At 40.0% G+C, this 23,961-nt stretch carries 23 protein-coding genes; 17 read left to right on the forward strand and 6 right to left on the reverse strand.

What is annotated here, in order from left to right:
• Positions 1-107: 107 nt before the first annotated feature.
• From PVK71_RS08290 to PVK71_RS08300, 3 genes are read left to right on the forward strand one after another with little or no spacing between them, the layout of a single operon-like run.
• Positions 108-335: a FeoA family protein gene (locus PVK71_RS08290; protein WP_045101569.1), complete on the forward strand. Its 228-nt coding sequence runs from the start codon at positions 108-110 to the stop codon at positions 333-335.
• Position 336: 1 nt separating this feature from the next.
• On the forward strand, positions 337-2,613 hold the full coding sequence (gene feoB, locus PVK71_RS08295; protein WP_274417948.1) for a Fe(2+) transporter permease subunit FeoB: 2,277 nt from the start codon (positions 337-339) through the stop codon (positions 2,611-2,613).
• A complete protein-coding gene (locus tag PVK71_RS08300) occupies positions 2,610-2,852 on the forward strand; it encodes a FeoC-like transcriptional regulator (protein ID WP_130048058.1) in 243 nt (80 codons plus the stop codon). The genes feoB and PVK71_RS08300 overlap by 4 nt, the downstream gene beginning before the upstream one ends.
• Positions 2,853-3,016: 164 nt before the next feature.
• Here the strand turns inward: PVK71_RS08300 and pta are convergent, their stop codons facing one another.
• Positions 3,017-5,182, reverse strand: a complete 2,166-nt coding sequence (gene pta, locus PVK71_RS08305; protein WP_130048057.1) for a phosphate acetyltransferase — start codon at positions 5,180-5,182, stop codon at positions 3,017-3,019.
• A 101-nt stretch (positions 5,183-5,283) separates the two neighbouring features.
• On the reverse strand, positions 5,284-6,480 hold the full coding sequence (locus PVK71_RS08310) for an acetate kinase (RefSeq protein ID WP_274417950.1): 1,197 nt from the start codon (positions 6,478-6,480) through the stop codon (positions 5,284-5,286).
• Between the two features lie 320 nt (positions 6,481-6,800).
• Between PVK71_RS08310 and yfbV the strand changes: the two genes are divergently transcribed.
• On the forward strand, positions 6,801-7,250 hold the full coding sequence (yfbV, locus tag PVK71_RS08315; RefSeq protein ID WP_274417952.1) for a terminus macrodomain insulation protein YfbV: 450 nt from the start codon (positions 6,801-6,803) through the stop codon (positions 7,248-7,250).
• Positions 7,251-7,502: 252 nt separating this feature from the next.
• The gene (locus tag PVK71_RS08320) at positions 7,503-9,371 is read left to right on the forward strand and encodes a methyl-accepting chemotaxis protein (RefSeq protein WP_274417953.1); all 1,869 of its coding nucleotides are present in this window, start codon (positions 7,503-7,505) and stop codon (positions 9,369-9,371) included.
• Positions 9,372-9,460: 89 nt separating this feature from the next.
• Here the strand turns inward: PVK71_RS08320 and argS are convergent, their stop codons facing one another.
• Positions 9,461-11,194 (reverse strand): arginine--tRNA ligase, encoded by a 1,734-nt coding sequence (argS, locus tag PVK71_RS08325; RefSeq protein WP_274417954.1) that lies wholly within the window; start codon positions 11,192-11,194, stop codon positions 9,461-9,463.
• 207 nt (positions 11,195-11,401) lie between these two features.
• On the opposite strand from argS, the gene PVK71_RS08330 reads away from it, so the two are divergent.
• Positions 11,402-11,998, forward strand: a complete 597-nt coding sequence (locus PVK71_RS08330; protein WP_274417955.1) for a VOC family protein — start codon at positions 11,402-11,404, stop codon at positions 11,996-11,998.
• An 80-nt stretch (positions 11,999-12,078) separates the two neighbouring features.
• Here PVK71_RS08330 and PVK71_RS08335 read toward each other — a convergent pair whose 3' ends face one another.
• The 3 genes from PVK71_RS08335 to PVK71_RS08345 all read right to left on the reverse strand — a co-directional run bounded on the left by PVK71_RS08335 (position 12,079) and on the right by PVK71_RS08345 (position 15,178).
• Positions 12,079-13,320 carry an NAD(P)/FAD-dependent oxidoreductase gene (locus PVK71_RS08335; protein WP_274417956.1) on the reverse strand — a complete coding sequence of 414 codons (1,242 nt, stop codon included), beginning with the start codon at positions 13,318-13,320 and terminating at the stop codon, positions 12,079-12,081.
• Positions 13,321-13,428: 108 nt separating this feature from the next.
• Complete coding sequence (locus PVK71_RS08340; protein WP_274417957.1) at positions 13,429-14,496, reverse strand: methyltransferase; 1,068 nt, start codon at positions 14,494-14,496, stop codon at positions 13,429-13,431.
• A gap of 106 nt (positions 14,497-14,602) precedes the next feature.
• Entirely contained in the window at positions 14,603-15,178 is a 576-nt protein-coding gene (locus tag PVK71_RS08345) for a hypothetical protein (protein WP_274417958.1), read from the reverse strand.
• A 139-nt stretch (positions 15,179-15,317) separates the two neighbouring features.
• Between PVK71_RS08345 and PVK71_RS08350 the strand changes: the two genes are divergently transcribed.
• Genes PVK71_RS08350 through PVK71_RS08400 form a run of 11 tightly spaced genes read left to right on the forward strand, consistent with a single transcriptional unit; the run spans position 15,318 to position 23,960 of the window.
• On the forward strand, positions 15,318-16,037 hold the full coding sequence (locus PVK71_RS08350) for a beta-ketoacyl synthase chain length factor (protein ID WP_274417959.1): 720 nt from the start codon (positions 15,318-15,320) through the stop codon (positions 16,035-16,037).
• 3 nt (positions 16,038-16,040) lie between these two features.
• Entirely contained in the window at positions 16,041-16,811 is a 771-nt protein-coding gene (locus PVK71_RS08355) for a lysophospholipid acyltransferase family protein (RefSeq protein ID WP_274417960.1), read from the forward strand.
• 35 nt (positions 16,812-16,846) lie between these two features.
• Positions 16,847-17,104 carry a phosphopantetheine-binding protein gene (locus PVK71_RS08360; RefSeq protein WP_242504782.1) on the forward strand — a complete coding sequence of 86 codons (258 nt, stop codon included), beginning with the start codon at positions 16,847-16,849 and terminating at the stop codon, positions 17,102-17,104.
• An 11-nt stretch (positions 17,105-17,115) separates the two neighbouring features.
• Entirely contained in the window at positions 17,116-17,367 is a 252-nt protein-coding gene (locus PVK71_RS08365) for an acyl carrier protein (RefSeq protein WP_274417961.1), read from the forward strand.
• Complete coding sequence (locus PVK71_RS08370) at positions 17,367-17,927, forward strand: hypothetical protein (protein ID WP_274417962.1); 561 nt, start codon at positions 17,367-17,369, stop codon at positions 17,925-17,927. The genes PVK71_RS08365 and PVK71_RS08370 overlap by 1 nt, the downstream gene beginning before the upstream one ends.
• Positions 17,903-19,291: an AMP-binding protein gene (locus PVK71_RS08375; RefSeq protein ID WP_274417963.1), complete on the forward strand. Its 1,389-nt coding sequence runs from the start codon at positions 17,903-17,905 to the stop codon at positions 19,289-19,291. The genes PVK71_RS08370 and PVK71_RS08375 overlap by 25 nt, the downstream gene beginning before the upstream one ends.
• An 11-nt stretch (positions 19,292-19,302) precedes the next feature.
• Complete coding sequence (locus tag PVK71_RS08380; protein ID WP_274417964.1) at positions 19,303-19,677, forward strand: 3-hydroxyacyl-ACP dehydratase FabZ family protein; 375 nt, start codon at positions 19,303-19,305, stop codon at positions 19,675-19,677.
• A gap of 1 nt (position 19,678) precedes the next feature.
• Complete coding sequence (locus PVK71_RS08385) at positions 19,679-21,370, forward strand: glycosyltransferase family 2 protein (RefSeq protein ID WP_274417965.1); 1,692 nt, start codon at positions 19,679-19,681, stop codon at positions 21,368-21,370.
• Positions 21,360-22,895, forward strand: a complete 1,536-nt coding sequence (locus tag PVK71_RS08390) for an HAL/PAL/TAL family ammonia-lyase (protein ID WP_130086620.1) — start codon at positions 21,360-21,362, stop codon at positions 22,893-22,895. Before PVK71_RS08385 ends, PVK71_RS08390 begins: the two co-directional genes overlap by 11 nt.
• Positions 22,895-23,347 carry an acyl-CoA thioesterase gene (locus PVK71_RS08395; RefSeq protein WP_274417967.1) on the forward strand — a complete coding sequence of 151 codons (453 nt, stop codon included), beginning with the start codon at positions 22,895-22,897 and terminating at the stop codon, positions 23,345-23,347. Before PVK71_RS08390 ends, PVK71_RS08395 begins: the two co-directional genes overlap by 1 nt.
• Complete coding sequence (locus PVK71_RS08400) at positions 23,340-23,960, forward strand: LolA family protein (protein ID WP_274417968.1); 621 nt, start codon at positions 23,340-23,342, stop codon at positions 23,958-23,960. Before PVK71_RS08395 ends, PVK71_RS08400 begins: the two co-directional genes overlap by 8 nt.
• Position 23,961: the final 1 nt, after the last annotated feature.

Genomic DNA, 23,961 nt, shown 5'->3' on the forward strand with positions numbered 1-23,961 from the left:
TTTTTTGTCAATTTACTGACAAAAATTGATTTAGCGCAAGATAAATGTAAGCGTAAGTTATAGAATGAAACGAAATAATAATGATTCTCACTATCGTGGAGCTTGAGATGAAACTAACGCAATTAGATAGCGGAAAAAAAGCCGTAGTAACAGATATGTCTTTATTACCAACAGACACAAGAAAGAAGCTAATGGTAATGGGAATGCTACCGCATACGGAAATTTCTATTTTGCGTAAAGCTCCAATGGGTGACCCATTACAAATTAGCGTAAGAGGTACTTCTCTGGCTATTCGTAAAAATCTAGCAGAACAAATTACAGTTAAGGAATTATAGAATGCAGTATCAAGTATTAACTGTAGGTAACCCAAACAGCGGTAAAACAACTCTATTTAATGGTCTAACCGGTGCTAAGCAGCAAGTAGGTAACTGGGCTGGTGTTACGGTTGAAAAGAAAACAGGTAAATATACGTGTTCAGGTGATGAGTTTTTACTAACGGATTTACCTGGTATCTACGCACTAGACAGTGGTAATGATGTAAATAGCCTTGATGAAACCATCGCCTCAAGAGCGGTTTTAACACATGATGCTGACGTGATTATTAATGTGGTGGATGCCTCTTGTTTAGAACGTAGTTTATACATGACATTACAGCTGCGTGAATTGGGTCGCCCAATGATCGTTGTACTGAATAAAATGGATGTATTAAAGCGTCAACGACAAGTTCTTGATATTAAAGGTTTAGAGAAAAAACTAGGCTGCCCAGTACTTGCACTTTCTGCAAACAACAATGGCCAAGTTCATAAGTTTAAAGAAAAACTTCATAAATCTATTGCCCAAGGCATCAAAATGGCTCCGCTTGAGTTGACGTATGGCGAGCAAGTTGAGGCGGCAATAGAAGAAGCTTCATCATTATTTACAAGCGATTACGCATCAAGTCGTTCACTGGCTATTCGTGCACTAGAAAATGACGCGTTGGTATTGAATGCATTAGAATCAGAAAAAAGAAATGCAGTGGCTAATATCGTTAATGTATTAACGACGAAAGTCGAAGCTGATTTTCATATTGCGGATTGTCGATACACATTTTTACATCAATTATGTCAGCAATTACGTCGCCAAGAAGGTGGTTTAAGCCACAGTGTTAGTGAGAAAATTGACCGTGTAATTTTGAATAAATGGATTGGGATTCCTTTCTTTTTCTTGGTCATGTACCTGATGTTTATGTTCTCTATTAACATTGGTAGTGCATTTATTGATTTCTTTGATATTGGTGTTGGTGCATTACTCGTTGATGGTAGCCATTATTTATTAGATGGCCATTTGCCTGTTTGGTTAGTTACACTTATCGCTGATGGTGTTGGTGGTGGTATTCAAACCGTCGCGACATTTATTCCTGTGATCGGTTGTTTATACTTATTCCTATCTCTACTTGAAAGCTCGGGTTATATGGCTCGCGCTGCTTTTGTACTTGATAAAGTAATGCAGAAGATTGGTTTACCAGGTAAAGCGTTTGTTCCTTTGGTTCTAGGTTTTGGTTGTAACGTTCCAGCTATCATGGCTACTCGTACTCTAGAGCAGGAGCGTGAACGTAAACTGGCGGCATCAATGGCTCCATTTATGTCATGTGGCGCACGTCTTCCTGTTTATGCTTTGTTTGCTGCAGCTTTCTTCCCAGAAAATGGTCAGAACGTAGTATTTGGTTTGTATTTCTTAGGTATTTTAGCGGCTGTTTTCACAGGCTTACTATTGAAGCACACAATCTATCCAGGCCGTAGTGACACGTTCATCATGGAAATTCCAGATTATGAATTTCCAACAATACGTAACATCATGATTAAAACATGGCAGAAACTGAAGCGCTTTGTTCTTGGTGCAGGTAAAACGATTGTTGTTGTTGTAACTATTTTAAGCTTCTTTAACTCATTGGGTATGGACGGTTCATTTGGTAACGAAGACAGTGAAAACTCTGTATTATCAAAAGCCGCTCAAATCGTAACTCCAGTATTAGCGCCAATTGGTATTCAAGAAGATAACTGGCCAGCAACCGTGGGTATTATTACCGGTATTTTTGCAAAAGAAGCCGTAGTCGGTACATTAAACAGCTTATATTCAGATCCAGCTGATGAAGGTGCTGAGTTTGATTTAATGGCAAGTCTTGAAGAGGCGGTGATGTCTATTCCTGACAACCTATCAGGTTTAAGCTATTCAGATCCATTAGGTGTTGAAGTGGGTGACTTAACAGACTCTAGTGCTGTTGCAGAAGACCAAGGTGTTGCTGATTCAATCTTTGGTAATTTACAAGCTCACTTTGTGACAAGCGCAAGTGCGATGGCTTACTTAATCTTTATTCTGCTTTACACTCCATGCGTGGCTGCAATGGGGGCGTATATGCGTGAGTTTGGTCGTCAATATTCTTACTTTATTGCAGGCTGGACAATGCTATTAGCTTACGTATCAGCAACGCTGTATTACCAAATTGCGAATTTCTCTAATGCACCAATGACAAGCAGCATGTGGATTGCAATTTCGCTAATCGCAATGGCAGTGACTTATCTTGCCTTGAAACACAAGAGTAAAGAAGTAGAGCAACAAGAGGCAGCCTTAGTATGATTTTAACAGAGCTTAAACAATACATTGACGAGCAAGGTCGAGTTGAACGCATTACTTTAGCTAAGAAGTTCAGTATGAGTGAAGATGGTGTCGATGCAATGCTTGAGCTCTGGGTGAAGAAAGGGAAGTTAACTCGTGAGCTTATTGGGTGTGACAAGACTCAGTGTTGCCAAGAGGCAGAGCGTGTCTGGTATCGCCCAGTGTATCAAAACGAGTTAATGACTACTTACATACGATAGTCGCCTAGCTTTATTAGTGTAACAAATAAAAACGAGAGCCAATTGGCTCTCGTTTTTTTGTTTTTAAAACCTAGTCCCTGCTTTATAGACGCAAAAAAGACACGCAACTTTCATCGCGTGCCTTTCTATTTTCGTTAACTAAACTCTATTGCTAGAGCATAAAATTAGTTAATTACTTTTTCTTCAGCTTGCTCTGCTTGAGAAGCTTGGATAGCCGTTAGAGCTACTGTGTAAACGATATCGTCTACTAGAGCGCCACGAGACAAGTCATTTACTGGCTTGCGCATACCTTGAAGCATTGGACCGATAGATACTAGGTCAGCAGAACGCTGAACGGCTTTGTATGTTGTGTTACCAGTGTTTAGGTCTGGGAATACAAATACAGTCGCTTTACCCGCAACAGGAGAGTTAGGTGCTTTAGAAGCAGCTACGTTTTCCATGATTGCAGCATCGTACTGTAGAGGACCATCGATCATTAGATCAGGACGTTTTGCTTGAGCAAGTTTTGTTGCTTCACGTACTTTATCAACGTCTGCACCCTTACCTGATTCACCAGTAGAGTAAGAGATCATTGCAACGCGAGGGTCGATACCAAATGCCGCTGCAGAGTCAGCTGATTGGATAGCGATTTCAGCAAGTTGCTCAGCTGTTGGATCAGGGTTGATCGCACAGTCACCGTATACAAGAACTTGATCAGGCAGAAGCATGAAGAAGATTGAAGATACGATAGAAGCATCTGGTGCTGTTTTGATGATTTGGAATGGAGGAACGATAGTGTTTGCTGTGGTATGAACCGCACCAGACACAAGACCGTCAACTTCACCCGCTTCAAGCATCATAGTACCAAGGAATACAGAATCTTGTAGTTTCTCACGAGCCACAACTTCAGTCATGCCTTTCGCGCCACGTAGCTCAACTAAACGAGCAACGTAGTTTTCACGTACAGCTTCAGAATCGATGATCTCAACGCCAGCACCAAGTTCAACACCTTGTTGCGCTGCAACACGACGGATTTCTTCAGGATTACCTAAAAGAACACAAGTTGCGATACCACGCTCAGCACAGATAGCCGCAGCTTTAACTGTACGAGGCTCATCACCTTCAGGAAGAACGATGCGTTTAGCCGCTTTACGAGCAAATTCAGTTAACTGGTAACGGAATGCCGGTGGGCTTAGACGACGGATGCCTTCAGTACCTTCAGATAGAGAGTCAATCCAAGGGCCATCAATGTGGCTAGCAACGTGCTCGTTAACAAACTCAATACGCTCTTTATCATCTGCAGGAACTTCAAGGCTGAAGCTTTGTAGATTTAGAGAAGTCTGCCAAGTGTTACCTTGCGCTGTGAAGATTGGAAGGCCAGACTCTAGAGCAGGCTTACAAAGTTCAGCAATAGATTGAGGGATCTCGTAACCACCAGTTAGTAAGATTGCACCGATTTCTACGCCGTTCATTGCAGCAAGACATGCAGCAACAATAACGTCAGGACGGTCAGCAGAAGTTACTAATAGAGAACCTGGTTTGAAGTGCTCAATCATGTGCGGTAGAGAACGTGCACAGAAAGTGATGCTCTTAATACGACGAGTCGCGATGTCACCTTCGTTGATGATTTCAGCATTAAGGTGCTTAGCCATATCGATAGCACGCGTAGCGATTAAGTCGATTTTCCAAGGCACACAACCAAGAACACGAATAGGACTAGAGTTGAAGATTTGCATTACTTCAAGATTAGTCTTAGTCGTAGCATCTGCATCATCAAAGATTTCAGATAGGTCAGGGCGAGTACGGCCTGCTTCATCAACAGGTGCATTTAGCTTGTTAATGATAACGCCAGCGATTTGTTTGTTCTTAGTGCCGCCGAAGTTAGAACATGCTACTTCGATACGCTCTTTAAGTTGAGAAGGATTATCTGTACCAGGAGTAGCTACAAACACAATCTCAGCGCCCAGAGTTTTTGCGATTTCACCATTTAATTGGTTAGCAAATGGGTGCTTACGAGTAGGAACAAGACCTTCGATAAGTGTCACATCAGTATCTTCACTGATAGACTTATAACGAGCAACGATCTCTTCTAGAAGAACATCAGATTGTTCGTTACGTAGTAGTTCTTCTGCGCGAGAAACGGTAGTTGGTTCTGCTGCTTTAATATCGCTGCTGCTAGTCACAATTGAAGTAGTTAGATCAGGTTGATCACCACCGTGACGAGGTTGAGAGATAGGTTTGTAAAAAGAAACGCTTACGCCTTTACGTTCCATAGAACGTAAAACACCCAAACTTGCGCTAGTTAGACCAACACCAGCACTGATTGGAACAAGCATAATAGTACGAGACATGGAAGATTCCTCTACACTATTGGGGCAAGAGACCTTATTGAAAAAATAAAGCCATAGAAAGAAAAAAGGCTAACCTAATGGCTAGCCTTTTAGGAGATATATTATAGACCAGTTAATTTAGCTGTGTCTTCTGCGATTACTAGCTCTTCGTTAGTAGAGATAACCATTGCAGGAATGCGGCTGTTTGCTGTAGTGATAGTACCTTCACCACCGAAACGCGCTTTAAGGTTAGCTTCGCTATCAACTTCGATACCGAAGATGCCTAGACGGTTAAGAACCATTTCACGGATTGGAGCAGAGTTTTCACCGATGCCGCCAGTGAAAGTGATTGCGTCTAGACGACCTTCTAGAGTTGCTGTGTAACCTGCAACGTATTTAGCTAGACGGTGACAGAATACATCCATCGCACGAGTTGCTTCTTCTTTCTCGCCATAGTTGTCTTCAACGAAACGACAATCAGAAGTCACTTGAGTTAGACCTTGTAGGCCAGACTCTTTAGTTAGCATGTTGTTGATTTGCTCAACAGAGTAACCTAGTGCGTCATGTAGGTGGAAAACGATCGCAGGATCGATATCACCACAACGAGTACCCATTACTAGACCTTCAAGAGGAGTAAGACCCATAGAAGTATCTACAGATTCGCCGTTCTTGATTGCACATACAGATGCGCCGTTACCTAGGTGACAGTTGATGATGTTAACTTCTTCAACTGGCTTGTTTAATAGACCAGCAACTTCACGAGTGATGAACAGGTGAGAAGTACCGTGCATGCCGTAACGACGGATACCGTGATCTGTGTATAGGTTGTATGGTAGAGCGTATAGGTAAGACTCTGCAGGCATTGTTTGGTGGAAAGCAGTGTCAAATACAGCAACGTTTTGAAGCTCTGGGAAGTTTGCTTTAGCAGCTTCGATACCGATGATGTGAGCAGGGTTATGAAGAGGTGCAAAAGTTGCAGCGTCTTGAATACCTTTAAGTACTTCGTCAGTGATTAGTGCTGACTTAGTGAATTGCTCACCACCGTGTACGATACGGTGACCGATAGCACCTAGGTTAGCTTTAAGCTCTGGCTTAGAAGCAAGAATAGTTTCTACCATAAACGCTAGTGCTTCTTCGTGAGCAGCACCTTCACCTAGTTGAGCTTCGTGCTTGCCATCAAGTTTCCACTTCATACGAGCTTCAGGAAGACCAAGACACTCAGCAAGACCAGTTAAGTGCTCTGCACCAGATTCTGCGTCAACAACCGCAAATTTAAGAGAAGAACTACCGCAGTTTAAAACTAAAACCAGCTTAGACATGTATAAATACCTATTTATTCATCAGTAATTAAAGTTATGTCGTAAATGACATAACAATGACAAACGCAGTTAATTCAGAAGATTATTACCGCATTTGCATAAAAAAGTTGGCTATCCTTAGAAAGAGCATTACAGCAGTCCTTGCCGATTTATCCTTTTTTAGCTTATAGTAGAACTACAGCAAAAAAATAAATCAGCGCATAGGATAACGATTGTGCGCTAAGATAACAAAAATATTTTAAGATAATATTAATTCTAATCAAGTTTATTCTGTATATTTTTGAATAATTAAACTTTTGTTTAGAATATAAGGGGGCAATATGAGTGAAAACGGTTTTCTATTCCGATTTCGAGACGGCCAGACCTACATGGACGCTTGGCCTGAGCGAAAAGAGTTAGCTCCAATGTTCCCAGAACATCGTGTAATTAAAGCTACTAAGTTTGCTGTAAAGGTAATGCCAGCAGTTGCTGTTATTAGCGTTCTAACCCAGATGGCTTTTAATAATACAGCAGGGTTAGCACAAGCGATTATCATTGCATTGTTCGCATTAAGTATGCCATTACAAGGTTTTTGGTGGTTAGGTAATCGAGCGAATACAAAATTACCACCAGCGCTCGCTAGTTGGTATCGAGAGTTATATCAAAAGATTATTGAATCAGGGGCTGCATTAGAGCCAATGAAGAGCCAACCACGTTATAAAGAGTTAGCTAACATTTTAAGTAAGGCGTTTAAACAGTTAGATCGTAGTGAATTTGAACGTTGGTTTTAATGTAATATTGGTATAAATTTCTCGCCGCAATTCCTTTAAAAGATAAAAATGAGAGCCGAACGCTTAAGAGTAGCCTTAGACGTTCGGCTTTCTTGTCCGTGATGATTGACAAGTTGTCAGTCATTTTTAACGCTTAAATGATACTCAATAGTGAAGTTTATTAAGGATAAGTTTGATTTCATCGATGGTGTTTTCACAATAAGCATAAAGTGTATTTTGTTTTTTTTACAAAACATATTTATAGTTGTATATATGAAAAATTATTCATTAAAGAAAAAAATTCTTTTTATTACCCTTTTGTCGCTAGTTTCTGTTGTTTTTCTTCTTTCTTGGCAGAGTTACTCAGAGCAAAAAAAACATGTATATGAAACGGCATTACAGCAATTAAATCGCCTTTCAGATGTACACTCAACAAAAATTGATGAGTGGATGAACTTTAGAATCAGTATTGTCAATGGTTTAGTTAATCAGAAAAATGATAGTGAAGATTTGCTGTATTTGGCACAAAGTTCAGGCGGGTTTTTAATTAGTTATTATACTTATTATGATGGCAGTTTGCTTACGTCCGATCCAACTCTTGACGTAACAGGGTTAGATCTACGTGATGCTGATTGGTATATGGATGCTCAAAAGCAAAGTTCGACCTTAGTAACCTCGCCTTATTTAGAGCCAATTTTAAAAGATACAGTAGTGACAATAGCAAAAGCCACTGATGATGCAGTTGTGGCATCGGATTTATCGATTTCCACGCTAATTAAGCAAGTATCAGAAATGGCTTTACCTGATAATGGAGAAGCATTACTTATTGATAAGAACGGTAAGATCATTGCTTACAAAGATAAAGATTTAGTTCAAAAATCAATATCACAAGTGAGTGCTCAGCTAAATATCCAACAGATAGAGCAAGCCTCTAAAAATAAACAACTGACTCAAGTGATCTTTGACTCTCAAGGTAAGGAAAAATTAGCCTGGGCAACGACAATACCAGATCTTAATTGGACGTTATTACTTGTGATTGATAAAGAAACATTAGACGCGCCATTAAAAGCACAATTAACCAGTCAGTTATTGAGTGCAGGAATTGTTTTATCACTTAGTATTCTTATCATGGTTTATGTGATGAATTTTATGTTTGCTCCATTATTACGAATTACGCATGCATTAGGTGCTATTGCTAATGGTAATGGTGATTTAACACAGCGCTTAAAAATCGAATCTCATGATGAAATTGGTGAATTGGCAAACAGCTTTAATGTATTTACAGATAGCCAACACGCTTTGATCCGTCATATCAATCAACAAAGTGTGGATTTAGAAAAAGACGCGTCACATGGTGTGGAAAATAGTCAATTAACAATGAAGAGTTTAGAAAGTCAGCAAGAAAACCTGATTTCTGTAGCAACAGCCATGAATCAAATGTCCGGAGCGGCGAGTGATATCGCGATGAATGCTGCACAAACAGCGACGGCAGCGCAGCAATCAACGAAAAATTCTGAAGATGGATTAACGTTAGCTAGTTCGACACGTCACTCTGTTCAACAATTGGCGCTTGAAGTATCAAATACGACAGAAGTTATTAGTGAGTTAAATAGCCATGTAAATTCTATTTCTGGGATTTTGGTAACGATTCAAGCTATTGCAGAACAAACGAATCTATTGGCATTGAATGCGGCGATTGAAGCGGCTCGTGCTGGTGAGCAAGGTCGAGGCTTTGCCGTTGTTGCTGATGAGGTTCGTGTATTATCGAAACGAACACAAGATTCAACGCAAGAGATTTATTCAATGATTGAAACATTGCAAAAATCGACAAGTAAAGTAGTTGAGGCAATGGAGTCAAATAAACAAACGGTGGAAGGAACGGTGAGTGATATTGATCATCTCGCTGACAGTTTGAATGAAAGTAACCAAGCTATTGCATTAATTTCAGATATGGCCACTCAAATTGCGACAGCTGCAGAAGAGCAAAGCCAAGTGATTCTTGAAATGAATGATAATACGATGACGATAAAAGAAACCAGTGAAGATATCATGTTATCGGCTCAGAGCAGCCTTGGCCAAGCTCAAGAGTTAAAAATGCATGCTGATTCATTAAATGAGCAAGTATCTCAGTTTAAGATTTAGATAGGTATTACTCTAGTTATAAAAAAATGCCGCTAATGGAAGTTAGCGGCATTTTTTATCGTGCTATGTATTGGTTACATAGTTACTGCTTACATACGCTCTAGCGTTTCAATACCTAATAGTTCTAAGCCTTGCTTGATTGTTTTAGCTGTTAATGCAGCTAGCTTCAGGCGACTTTGCTTAACAGCTTCATCTTCGTTGTTAAGAATAGGGCACGCCTCGTAGAAACTAGAGAATTGACCAGCAAGTTCAAACAGGTAAGCACACATTAAGTGAGGTTGACCTTCACTTGCTACCGCTTGAACGGCTTCTTCAAATTGCATTAGTTTAGAAACAAGTGCTTTTTCTTTCTCATCAGTGATCTTAACTTCACCCGTTAGCTCATCCATAGACAAGCCAGCTTTGCTGAAGATAGAAGCAACACGAGTATAAGCATATTGCATGTAAGGCGCTGTATTACCTTCAAATGCAAGCATGTTGTCCCAATCGAAGATGTAGTCTGTCGTACGGTGCTTAGAAAGATCTGAGTACTTAACTGCAGCCATTGCAACCGTAGTCGCAATTTTCGCTTTTTCCTCAGCAGATAGATCTTTATTTTTCTCTTCGATTAGCGCTGCTGCACGTTGTTCTGCTTCATCAAGAAGATCAGCCAGACGAACTGTACCACCTGCACGAGTTTTAAATGGACGACCATCTTTACCTAGCATCATACCAAATGCGTGGTGTTCTAAAGATACGCTTTCAGGAACATATCCTGCTTTACGAACGATAGTCCACGCTTGCATTAGATGCTGGTGTTGGCGTGAATCGATGAAGTAAAGAACACGATCAGCATTCAGTTCTTCGAAACGGTATTTAGCACAAGCGATATCCGTTGTTGTATAAAGGAAGCCGCCATCACGTTTTTGAACGATAACGCCCATAGGCTCGCCATCTTTGTTCTTATATTCGTCAAGGTAAACCACTTGAGCGCCGTCACTCTCAACCGCTAGACCTTGCTTTTGAAGATCAGCAACGATTGGAGCAAGCATGCTGTTGTACATGCTTTCGCCCATTACGTTATCACGAGTAAGTGACACGTTTAGACGATCATAGTTGCGTTGATTTTGAACCATAGTAACGTCAACAAGTTTCTTCCACATCTCTGCACAGAACTCATCACCGCCTTGAAGTTTAACAACGTAACCACGAGCCGTTACTGCAAACTCTTCGTCTTCGTCATACAGTTTTTTAGATTCACGGTAGAAACCTTCAAGATCAGACAGTTCCATAGAAACTTCGCCTTTCTCTTTTTGGATGCGATCAAGGTTTGCGATAAGCATACCAAATTGAGTACCCCAGTCACCGATGTGATTAGCACGAGTAACGTTGTGACCTAAAAACTCAAGAGTACGAACAACAGCATCACCGATGATAGTTGAACGTAAGTGGCCAACGTGCATTTCTTTTGCAACGTTTGGTGCAGAGTAATCTGCAACGATGTTTTGTTGTTCTTCTTTAGCAACACCTAGGCGTTCATCAGCCAATGCCGCTTCTGCTTGTTGTGCTAGAAATTCTTCTGATAAGAAAATATTGATAAAGCCAGGGCCTGCAATTTCAGTTTTGCTAGCGATGCCATCAAGATCCAAAACATCCAGTACTTTCTGAGCAAATTCTCGTGGGTTTGTACCTAGTCGCTTAGCTACGCCCATTACGCCGTTAGCTTGGTAGTCACCAAATTGTGCTTTTGCAGATTGACGAACTGCTGCAGGGCTGCCTGCTGGCGCGCCGGCTGCTTCTAAGGCTTGAGAAACTTTGTCGTTAATAAGTGATTGAATATTCAAAGAGGTTATCCTTCATATCGCTGTTAAACAGGAATGCTGTTGCATGGAAAGCAAAATAGTGGGTAATAATAGCAATAAAACACGGGATATTTAATAGTTTCTGTTATTTTTTATTGCAACTTAGGGGCTATTTTTCGAAAGGTTCTAAACATCAAGTAAAGAGATTGATACAATTCAGTTTCTCTTTTTTACCGTTAGGTTGCCTTCATGTCATCACTGTTATTAAAACAACAACAATTAGAGCCTCAGCAATTAATTAATGCCTTGCCTTCTTTCATGGAGAGGATTCAAAAATTATTAGATGTATTAGAGATCGATTTAACTCAATATCAAGCGGATCATATTGCATTGCGAATTAATGATTGCGAGGTTGCAGAAGCTGCGCATCAAGCGTGGTTACAACAAGCAGAAGAGTGGTCTAATAATGAGATTAATGGTCGCCCAATTATCGCCTTAGGTTTTAATCAAGCGTTAACAAGTAATGGTTGGTCTATTGAATGTTTAGAGTTGCCATACCCAGGAGATAAAAGTTATCCGCAGCAAGGGTGGGAACATGTAGAGTGGGTGATCCCATGTAATGTGGATTCTCAAGAAGCGTTTTTAGATTACGTATTCAAAACCTTCCCAATATTAAAAGGGAAGTGGGATAACTTAGCGTCTTTAGGTGTAAAAGTTAAACAGAGTTGTCCATCGGGTGATGCAGAGCGAATTGCAAATTATACTATTGCTTTTAAATATCAAGGCGTGTGCATAAAGCTTCATCCACATAGCCTCAAAGCGGTGATCGAGAGTGAGCAAGCATAAATAGGCTTGATACCTAAAAATATAAAAGGCATCCAATCTAGAGGTTGGATGCCTTTTTGGTTTTTTTAGCTATACAGATATTACTGAGTCAATGGCTTACATAATTCAGCGATCACTTTTAAACGGCGTTCTGGTTCAGCAACAAAAGGATTCTCTTCATCCCACGCATAACCCGCCAAAATAGCACTGATCATTTGTTTGATTTTAGGGTTTGAATCTTCATGGAAGATAACATCTTGGAATGACCCTTCGTACCAACCTTCCACATAACAACGGAAGGTGTTTACGCCCTTCATTAGCTTATCTGAGTAATCAATGTGCCAATTAACCTCTTCTTGATTGAATTGTTTAACCAATAACTCGGCAGCTAACTCAGCCGATTTCATCGCAATAGTGACGCCAGAAGAGAACACAGGATCAAGAAACTCACCAGCATTACCTAAAAGAGCAAAGTTGCGATCACAAAGTGTCGTCACATTGGCTGAATAGCCCATGATCTCGCCACTTGGGTTTGGGTATTCAGCACGAGTCAGTAATTGTTTTAGGTTATTGTCTTCTGTTGCGAGTTGCTTTAATGCTTCTATATTATCTTGAGAATAGTTTTCAAAAAACTCAGGCTCACCGACAACGCCAAAAGAACAGGTACCATTGCTGAATGGAATTAACCAATACCACACTTGAGTGTTGGTTGGATGAACCGAGATAAGGATCTTATTTCGGTCATAGTTAATGTCAGTAATATTGTCAGTGATATGAGTAAAAATCGCTTTTCGTGGTGGAAGGCAAGAAGGTTCTTCTAATTCTAAAATTTTTGGAAGCACACGACCAAACCCACTCGCATCTAAGACAAAATCAGCTTCAACTTGATAAGGATTACCATCGGCATCTAAAACAGAAAGCAGGGCTTTAGCTTGAGATACGTTAACATCAGTAATTTCGTGTTGGTAACGGATTTCAACCCCTTGTTCTTGGGCACTGTCTGCCAATACTTTATCAAAGTTTCCACGTTGAACTTGATAAGTTGTTCCTGCGCCAGGAGAGAATTTTTCGGTAAAATTAAATGAAGTAAACGTACCATCAAAATGGAAAGCGGCCCCATCTTTATACTGGAAATTCGCTTTTTCCACGGCTTCAAGCATACCTGCTTTTTTGATTGATTCCATGCAAGCAGGTAAAAGACTTTCACCAATAGAAAAACGAGGGAATGTTGATTTTTCTAAAACAATGCAATCAATATTGTGTTGTTTTAATAACGCAGCAGCAATAGACCCTGATGGCCCAGCACCAATGATGGCAACTTGGGTTGATTGTGGTGATAGCACAAGCGCTCCTAATGAAGATACAAAATCGTCACTTTAGTTAATAAGCTAAGCTAAAGCGACGACAAAACATTTCTAATAATTATAGATATATCAGGTTAAGAAATGTAATTACTTAGCACGAAGCTCCAGTAACGTATGACCTAAACCAATATTATCGGTTTGCTCAGCAACAGCGAATCCAGCCTCTTCAATAATTTCTAAGAAATCACTGCAACGATAAAAACGACTGTTACCATTTGCTAAACACGTAAAGTACAGTGAGGTTGCATTTAGGCTATACGATGCCGCATCGTATTTTTGAGCATCCCAAAATAGCTCAAGAATATACACTTTGGCGTCTATAGACATTGCAGCACGAACGCGTTTTAAAATGCTTAAAATCTCCATTGGAGAGAAGCAGTCTAAGAATTGGCTCATCCACCACACATCAGCACCTTGGGGTAATGGTAGGCTCTTATCGAGCATATTCGTCGGGTGACCATTTATGCGATCAGCAAAGCCTCGTTGTTCTGCATTTTTTAATGCCATTTCGATTTGTTGTGGAAGATCGATAATCGTGACTTCAACATCATTGTCGTAATTACAGCACTGCAGTGCCCACTTACCCGTGTTACCACCAATATCAAAAAGACGTTTTGGTTTTTGACTTAATACTTTTTCTAATAAAATAGGGAATGAACGGTCAGAATAGAAATGATCAAATTTGAACCAACTCTCTTTTGCTTTTTCAGGCAGGCGAGATAAGCCTTCATAAATCGTTGGCCAGTCACCAAGCTCTTTTAGGCCTGCAGGCGTACCTTCTTGAATCGCTTCAGTAAGGTGCATCATTGCGGCGTAGCATACATCAGCGGTAAAATCTAAGTTCGCATTGGTCATGCCATCATGTAATAAAAAGTGACCTAAGTTGGCAAGGACATAATTAGGCTCATTCCATGTAACGATATGCGCACTAAGTGCCATATCTAGGAGAACTTTAACGCCATACTCAGAAACGCCAGTCTCTTGAGATAATTGCACAGCATCTAAACCTTGGTCGTTTGCTTTATCTAGCGCGGTAAGAATACCTAGATCTCTGAGGGTACGAGCGGTATGAAAAACGATAGGGGCAAAAGAGAGTTTCTGTGCTTCTGTTTTTGCTTCTAGTGCATTAAAAGGGTCATTTTTATATTGAGTCACGAAATTAGCCATAGTATTAGAAGATGAAAATGATCATATCAGTGGCGCAGAGTGAAACTTTGTTCAAAAGCAAGAAACCACTGATATTTATTAAAGTTCAATAGAATTAGTCGATAATATTGGAGACTTTATTGTTCTTAAATTCAACTTTAAAAGTATTGAATCTATTTTTCCAATATAGCCATTCATTGCCGTTTAGGTCAGGAGTTTTATGCTCAGGTGGGAAGCCAATCGCATATTTAACCCCTTCTTTGGTCATGCCTTTTGTGACAATTCCTTTTTTAATGCCTTGTTGATCTACTGTGCTGAGTTTTTTAATTTTTGAGCTATTACATTCAGTACCAAAATAGTTACTGAGATATTTTGTAAAATCGGGGGAAGACTTATGCTTAGTCAAAGTATATTGCTTATCTGTACTGCTAATTTTAAAGGTTAAATTTTTATTTGTTACACCAACGATATTAACTTGAGTACAAAGTGGAATTAAACCATCTTGTTGAAAATTAACAGAGTATAGTTTCATTTTTTTTTCATCAGGATGTAAATTTACCAAGGTGTAAACTGGTTTATTGGTTTGAAATAAGTCTTCACCAGTTACTTTATCAGTAAGAGGCATTACACTTGCACAGCCTGATAAAATAAGAGCCCCAGCGGAGAGCATAAATGGTTTGTAAAATGGCATCGTCAATCCCTTATTATCTATTTTTATATTAATTTACCGTATGACTCGTCATTTTTGTATTTGCGCCAAGTCACTGAATTCATATATCCTATATGAGTAGGGTAATAAATTGTAATATTTTTACGACTAGATGGACATCATGGCATACGCAAATTTTAATATTATTGATTGGCACGCAATTTCTGCTGGAATAGGCACAAAAACAGCGTGGCAGGAATGGCAGGAAACTAATTTCATCTGGCCTGAGGGAGAGAAAGCCTCTGTCGATAAAATCCCCGCGATGGCTCGAAGAAGAATGAGCTCATTAAGTAAGTTGGCTGTTCAAACTGCACTTACTTTAGTTCAAGAGCAAGAGGTTGATTATTTAATCTTTGCTAGCCGTCACGGAGAATTAACAAGAACCTGCGCTTTACTAGAAGACATTTTAAAAGGTGAAGATGCCTCTCCAATGGCGTTTTCTCAATCAGTTCATAATACGGCTGCTGGTTTGTTCACTATTACAGCCAAAAAGGCCATCCCAGTAACTTCGATTGCTGCAGGCGAAAATACATTTCATTCTGCATTAATAGAAGCCGCTGCGTATTTGAGTGATAACTCGAATCACCGTGTTTTAGTGATTGACTTTGATGAGCCACTTCCTTCACATTATCAAGAATTCGAACAACAAGAATATCAGGGTTACGCTTTTGGTCTTATATTGAGCGGTGGCGATGATTTTACTCTTCAATGGAACAAGAAACCTTCAATTAAGCCAGATGTAATGCCTCATGGCTTGCAATGTATTTCTAAGTTAGTAGGATCACACTCTCAATGGATGATAGAGAGTTCTTCAACACAATGGACATGGACGCATAAATAACAAATGACTTTGATTTTACGTATTGATAAATGTTGGCGAATCGTAGCCACTGGATTCTGTTTTTCCTTATTCGGAATTGGTGCACTTTGCTTAACGTTTATTGTTTTTCCGTTATTAACGTTTACGGCGAAAAATACCAAACAACGTGAAATCAGAGTACAAGCTATCATACAAAGAAGTTTTCTCCTCTTTTGTAAAACAATGCATTATAGCCGTGCGATTAAATATCAATTTGATGGTGCTGAACTCTTACAGGGTGATAAAAATTGTCTGATTGTCGCAAATCATCCCAGTTTGATCGATTATGTTTTAATTGCTTCACAATTGAAGCAGTGTGATTGTATTGTTAAAGCAGCATTATGGCATAATCCCTTTATCCGCGGGATTGTCAGAGCCGCGGGTTATATTCCAAACAGAGAACCTGAGGCTTTTTTAGAAGAGTGCTCAGAGAAATTAAATTCTGGAAATGTATTATTGGTTTTTCCAGAAGGCACTCGAACAACACCTGGTATCACCTCTAAGCTTCAGCGTGGGGCTGCCCAAATAGCGGTGCGTAGTGAAAGTGATTTACGCATTGTTCATGTGACAGTTACGCCAAGTTTTTTAACCAAAGAAGCAAAGTGGTATCAAGTACCCGATGTTCGTCCTTTTTTTCATATTGAAGTGAAAGAAAAGGTCGCCATTACCCCTTTTATTGAAGACGCTGATTCATCATCTTCAGCGGCTCGAAACGTGAATCGATTTTTAGATACAGCTTTGTATCCTCAAAAATAAATTTAATACATCAAAAGAAAATAAGTAGGTCATTGATGGAAGCATTACACAACGAAATTAAATTATTAATTATTGAAGCACTGAATTTAGAAGATATCTCAGTGGATGATATTGAAACTGATGCACCATTGTTCGGTGATGGCCTAGGGTTAGATTCTATAGATGCTCTAGAATTAGGCTTAGCAATTAAGAAAAAATACAGCTTAGTATTAGATGCTGACGATACTCAAACTCGTGAACATTTTGCGTCAGTGGCAAACTTAGCTGCATACATTACTGCAAATAAAGCGTAAGAGAGTAAGTCATGACAGATGTAAATAGAGAACAAGTATTAGAGCAAGTGACTGCGGCATTAGTTGAATTGTTTGAAATCGATGAAGCAGATATTACGCCTGACGCTCAGTTATATACTGATCTGGATTTAGACAGTATTGATGCCGTTGATTTGGTTGTTCACTTACAAAAAGTAACAGGCAAAAAAATCAAGCCAGAAGAGTTTAAAGAAGTTCGCACCGTTGATGACGTGGTTAACTCTGTAGCAGCGCTTCTAAAATAATGCGTTGGCTGACGGTACTGTCAGCCATTGCACTGCTTGCTTATCCGCTAGCGGTTTACTACGGTCTCCATTTTGGTGGAATTACGACCGTAGCAGGCGTGCTAGCGGTGTTGTTTCTGGTGCGAATGGTTGGTGGAAAACAAGTTCCAATAAAAGAGCTAAAATACATTGCCATGACAAGTGGTGGAGCTGGAATCATTCTTGCTGGATTAGGCTGGTTATTTCGATCAGAAGGATGGTTTACGTTTTACCCTGTGATCGTTAATGTCGTCATGTTTACCGTCTTTTTTTGGACGTTATTTCAGCCTCAAAGTATGATTGAACGTTTTGCTCGCCTTCAAGAACCTGATCTTCCACCAAGTGGCGTGGCCTACACGAGAACCGTAACTAAAGTGTGGTGTGTCTTTTTTGTCATTAACGGTTCGATTTCACTCTCTACTTGTTTTTTAGAGATGAAAGTATGGATGTTGTATAACGGTTTTATTAGCTATTTATTGATAGGGACTTTATTTGTCACTGAATGGCTAGTGCGTCAATGGATAAAGAGAAAAGAAGCATGAGCTACACAGCACTTTCCCATCTTACCAACCAAGAAAACCTAACTCATCATGTGTGCTTTGATGAGCAGCACACTTATGTGAGTTATCAGCAGTTTCAGCGTGATGTGCAACGAGTGTGTGGCTATTTATCTCATCAGTCAGAAGTAAAGTGGGCATTATGCTTTGACGACAGTTATCAGTTTGCTGTCTCTTTTCTTGCTTTGGCTCATGCAGGAAAACACATTATTTTACCAGGTAACCATCAACCTGCGGCATTAACTGAATTATCTGAACATTTTGATGCGCTGTTGCATGATGACATTATTCAAATCATGCCATGCGAACAGCACAGTCATTATCAAACCATTTCCTATAATGTCATGAGTGTATTATCCCCGTTAAAGCTTGATGATATCCGTCTTACTTTGTTTACCTCAGGCTCTACTGATACACCAAAACCGATCGAAAAAACATTGCAATTATTGAGTAATGAAATTGATCAATTGGAACAATTATGGGGTGATAAACTAGACGCGACTGAGATTTACAGCACCGTTTCTCATCAACATATTTATGGTTTGTTATTTCGAGTATTATGGCCATTGTGCGCAGGTCGTGCGTTCAGTAGAACCAATTTCATTTATCCAGAGCAAATTTTATCTCATCAATCTGAGTATAAAAAAACACTCATTTGCAGTCCTGCGCTATTAAAACGTCTTGCTGATCATGAAGGTTACAATCACTACCAAATGGTTTTTTCTTCAGGTGGTCCTTTAGCTATTGAAGGAGCAGAACAGAGCGAAGCAAAACTATCTTTGCGTCCATTTGAAGTGTACGGCAGCACTGAAACTGGTGGGGTCGGTTATCGCCAACAAATAGAACCAACATCCCTCTGGACATTCTTTTCTTCTCATAAAGCTCGCTTGAATATTGAGCATTGCCTAGAACTATTGTCACCTTTTATTGATGAGTCACAGTGGTATCCGACCAGTGATTACTGTGATTTGTTGGATAATGGGCAATTCATGCTAAAAGGGCGAGTCGATAGAGTCATCAAAATTGAAGAAAAACGATTATCACTTACTGAAGTTGAAAAGCGTTTAATGCAACTAGAATGGATTGATGAAGCCGCGGTGATCCCAATGGAAGAAGCCAAACGCACCGTATTAGGGGCCGTTATTGTTCTTTCAGACACTGGGAACAAATTAATGCTACAAGGCTCTAAGGGTAAGTTTTGGTTAAAATTACGCTCTGAATTAAGAGAGTGGCTAGAGCCAGTAGGCATTCCACGTCGCTTTAGAGCGGTTGAAGAGATCCCATTAAATAGTCAAGGTAAGCGTCAAATGCACGACCTACATCAGCTATTTAATGATGTTAATGATTAAAAGAAGTACTCATGAAAAAACGTAAACCGACCATTATTTCTACGAAAATAGACACAGAAGATCAAAATCAACCAAGCGTTGTTATTACAATGCGTGTGGATGAAGATATTTTAGATTTTACTGGTCACTTTCCTGGCCATCCATTATTACCAGGGGTTACTCAGGTAGATTGGGCAATTTATTATGGTCAGCTGTACCTGCAAGCAAATTCTGTTTTTCAAGGTATGGAAGTTTTAAAATTTCAGGAGCCAATCTTACCTAATACAGAAGTTGAGCTAGAGCTTCGTTGGGTAAAAGACAAAGAAAAACTCTATTTTGCTTTTAGTTCTAAACAAGGCGAGAGCATGAGCAAATACTCCTCTGGCCGAATTTTATTAGGACAATAATATGACAACTTTCCGTCCTTGTTTTCTTATTCCTTGTTATAACCATGGCAAAACAGTCCCTGCAGTGGTTGAGTCACTAATGAGCTTTGGTTATCCAATGCTGATTGTTGATGATGGCAGTAATAGAGAAACAAAACAGATATTAGCGGATGTCACAGCCAATAATGATCAAGTAACGTTAATTACGTTAGCTGAAAACCAAGGCAAAGGTGGCGCCGTCATTGCCGGGATTGAAGCCGCATATCAGCGAAGCTTTAGCCATGCGATTCAAATTGATGCTGACGGTCAGCATGATTTAGAGGCTTTACCTAAACTGATTAAAGAGTCACAAACCCACCCAACCGCTTTGATTTCAGGTCAACCAGTTTATGACGAGAGTGTACCTAAGTCTCGTTTATATGGCCGTTATGTTACTCATGTTTGGGTTTGGATTGAGACGCTTTCATTTGCTATTAAAGACAGTATGTGTGGTTTTCGCTCTTACCCAATCGGACCAACTATAGGTGTGTTAGAGCGTGTTGTTATTGGCCGCCGAATGGATTTCGATACAGAGATCATGGTTCGAATGTATTGGAATGAAACGGATATCCGTTTTGTTAATACTCGTGTTATTTATCCAGAAGATGGCATTTCTCACTTTGATACATTATGGGATAACGTAAAAATCAGTTGGATGCATACAAAACTTGTTTTTGGTATGTTGCCACGTATTCCATCGTTGCTTCGTCGTAAGCCTGTTCAAGACGATCATTGGTCTTCACACGCCGAGCGCGGAACGGTTTTAGGTATTCAATTTTTGCTTTGGATTTACTCAACGTTTGGTCGGGGCGTGTTTTCGTTATTGCTAAAGCCTGTAATGGCTTATTACTATTTACGTGGTGGTTCAGTAAAACAAGCGTCTGATGATTTTATTCAACAAGTAAATGCGTACGCTCGAATTAAAGGCATCACACTGCCTGAAAGACTCACCCCTTATCGCCACTTGGTGTCATTTGGCGAAACCATGTTAGATAAATTAGCAGCATGGCGTGGTGATTTTTCTGAAAGAAATTTAACAGTGCATGGTATTGAGCATTATGAAGCGTTATTTAAACGTGAAAAAGGCATTGTTATGCTAGGCTCACATTTGGGTAATTTAGAGTTATGCCGAGCATTAAGTCGTCGTCATAAAGAGTTAAAAATTAATGCGTTAGTATTTACCGAACATGCAGAGCGTTTTAATACCGTGATGAGAACCGTGAATCCTCAATCAGATATCAATTTAATTCAGGTTAGTAAAATGGGGCCAGATACTGCCATTTTATTGCAGCAGAAAATTGATGCTGGGGAGTGGATTGTGATTGTGGGAGACAGAACCTCAGTCACCAAAGAAGATCGCGTTATCTGGGCTGATTTCTTAGGTAAACCAGCACCGTTTCCACAGGGGCCATTTATGTTGGCGTCTATTTTAAAACAACCCGTTTATTTGATGTTTGGACTACGTGACGATACACAAAAAGATCCACGTTTTGAGGTGTATTTTGAACCGTTTTCAGAGCAAATTATTTTACCTCGTGGACAGCGAGAAGAGGCTTTGCAAGAAGTCGTACAAAATTATGCCCAGCGTTTGGAGCATTTCACATTAAAGGCACCATCACAGTGGTATAACTTTTTTAATTTTTGGCAGTTAACTGGAAAGAAAGATGACAACTAATTCAATTACATTTGGTAAGGGACGTCTGACGATTGAAGACGTTGTTGAGATTGCAAATGGTGCTAATGCACAATTAAATAACGCTGACGAATTCACTGCTAAAATTGATCGTGGTGTGGAGTTTCTTGAGCGACTTCTAAAAGAAGAAGGCGTTATCTATGGTGTAACAACGGGATATGGTGATTCTTGTACGGTTGCTATCCCTATGGATTTAGTGGATGAGTTGCCATTACATTTAACACGTTTCCACGGCTGTGGTTTAGGTGAAAATTTAGATGAGCAACAATCTCGTGCGGTATTAGCTACTCGTTTGTGTTCTTTATCTCAAGGTGTTTCAGGCGTCACTCACGATTTGTTAAACCAAATTGTCACCTTAATTAACCACGGAATTTCACCGCGCATTCCTCAAGAAGGTTCAGTGGGCGCAAGTGGCGATTTAACACCGCTATCTTACCTTGCTGCAGCATTAATTGGTGAGCGTGAAGTTATCTATAAAGGTGAGATTCGCGCAACAGCTGATGTGTTTAAAGAGCTAAACATCACACCGATTAAGCTGAAACCAAAAGAAGGTTTAGCGTTAATGAATGGTACGTCAGTAATGACGGCACTGGCGTGTTTGGCTTATAAGCGTGCTGAGTACTTAGCGCAAATGGCAACTAAGATCACTGCAATGGTTTCTGTTGGCATGCAAGGTAATGACTTCCATTTTGACGAAGCCTTATTTGCCGTAAAACCGCATCCAGGCCAGCAACAAATTGCATCATGGTTACGTTCTGATTTACATAACGAAACGCCACCAAGAAACAGTGATCGTCTGCAAGATCGTTACTCTCTACGTTGTGCGCCGCACGTTATTGGTGTTCTGCAAGATAGCCTACCGTTCTTACGTCAAATGATTGAGAATGAACTGAACAGTGCGAACGATAACCCAATTATTGATGGCGATAATGAGCGTGTTCTTCATGGCGGTCATTTCTACGGTGGTCACATTGCCATGGCGATGGACATGCTAAAAACAGCGGTTGCCAACATTGCTGATCTACTGGATCGTCAAATGGCACAGTTAATGGATTATAAGTTTAATAACGGCTTACCATTCAACCTAACTGGTGCAACGGGCGCTCGTAAACCAATTAACCACGGCTTTAAAGCGGTACAAATTGGTATCTCAGCATGGACGGCAGAAGCGCTTAAAGGCACGATGCCAGCAAGTGTGTTCTCGCGTTCAACTGAGTGTCATAACCAAGATAAAGTAAGCATGGGAACTATTGCATCACGTGATTGTTTACGTGTACTTCAACTAACAGAGCAAGTGACGTCTGCCTCTTTATTGGCAGCAACTCAAGCGCTAGTGTTACGTGAGAGACAAGGCGAGTTAAGTGATGACGAGCTAAGTGTTGAGCTAAAAACTATGCGTGATGCTGTGTTGTCAGAGTTTACCTTTGTAGATGAAGATCGTCCGTTAGAGCAAGACTTACGCAACTTCATTGATAAAATTCAACAACAACATTGGACGCTATACTAATGTCAAACTCTGTAGTTAATGCTGAAGAGAATATTCGCGTATTAAGTGCAGAAGTGTTGATCACCACCGCCTTTCAGGATGCAGATCCTATGGGCGTGGTGTATCACGGTAACTATTTTCGCTTCTTCGAGAAAGCACGCCATGAAATGCTTGAGAAGATAGGATATAGCTACCGAGATATGATGGCGTCAGGTTATGTTTGGCCCATCATTGACACTCGTGTAAAATATGTAAAATCCATTCCTTATGATCACACCATTCGCGTGGTGGCTACATTAACCGAATGGGAAAATCGTATGCGTGTAGATTACGTTATTTATGATGCAGACTCAGGCGTTAGAATGACAAAAGCTCATACGATGCAAGTCGCGGTTTCCGTTGAAACCGAAGAGATGTGTTTTGTCTCTCCTCGTATATTTACGGACAAAGTAGAGGCTTACCAACATGGGTAATCATAAACAGCGTTTTACATTATGGATTGTTTCGATCTTTTTATTGTTTAGCGTGAATAGCTTTGCTTTTGATATTGATGATCTGCAGCAACAACTCGCACAATCGACATTGGTTCGTGGTGAGTTTCAGCAAGTTCGAACCATGCAGATGTTTAACCAGCCTTTATCAACATCAGGTACATTTTTGCTGGACCATAAAAAGGGATTACTGTGGCAGCAAATCAAGCCATTCCCAATTAATCTCACATTAACTCAGAACAAACTTCGTCAGTCTATTAATGGTGAAGCACAAGTAATGAATGATTCTGAGAATCCAATGGCGTTCTATTTTACGCGTCTATTTTTGTCTCTGTTTAAAGGCGATACTGACGCGATAGAAGAGAATTTCACATTACAGCTTTCAGGAGAGAAAGACGTTTGGACGCTATTGCTTATACCAACAACCTCGCCAATTGATAGTATATTTAAGTCAATTAAGATTGAAGGTGGACAATACCTGAACCGAGTTGTATTAAGCGAAGTTCGTGGTGATGTCACTGAAATGGTATTTACTCAGCAATCCACTCAACCAAGCTCTTTAACAGAAGAAGAGTTAGCTGCATTTACCTTTTAAC

It is taken from the genome of Aliivibrio sp. S4MY1, assembly GCF_028765545.1.
In the GTDB taxonomy this organism is placed as follows: Bacteria; Pseudomonadota; Gammaproteobacteria; order Enterobacterales; family Vibrionaceae; genus Aliivibrio.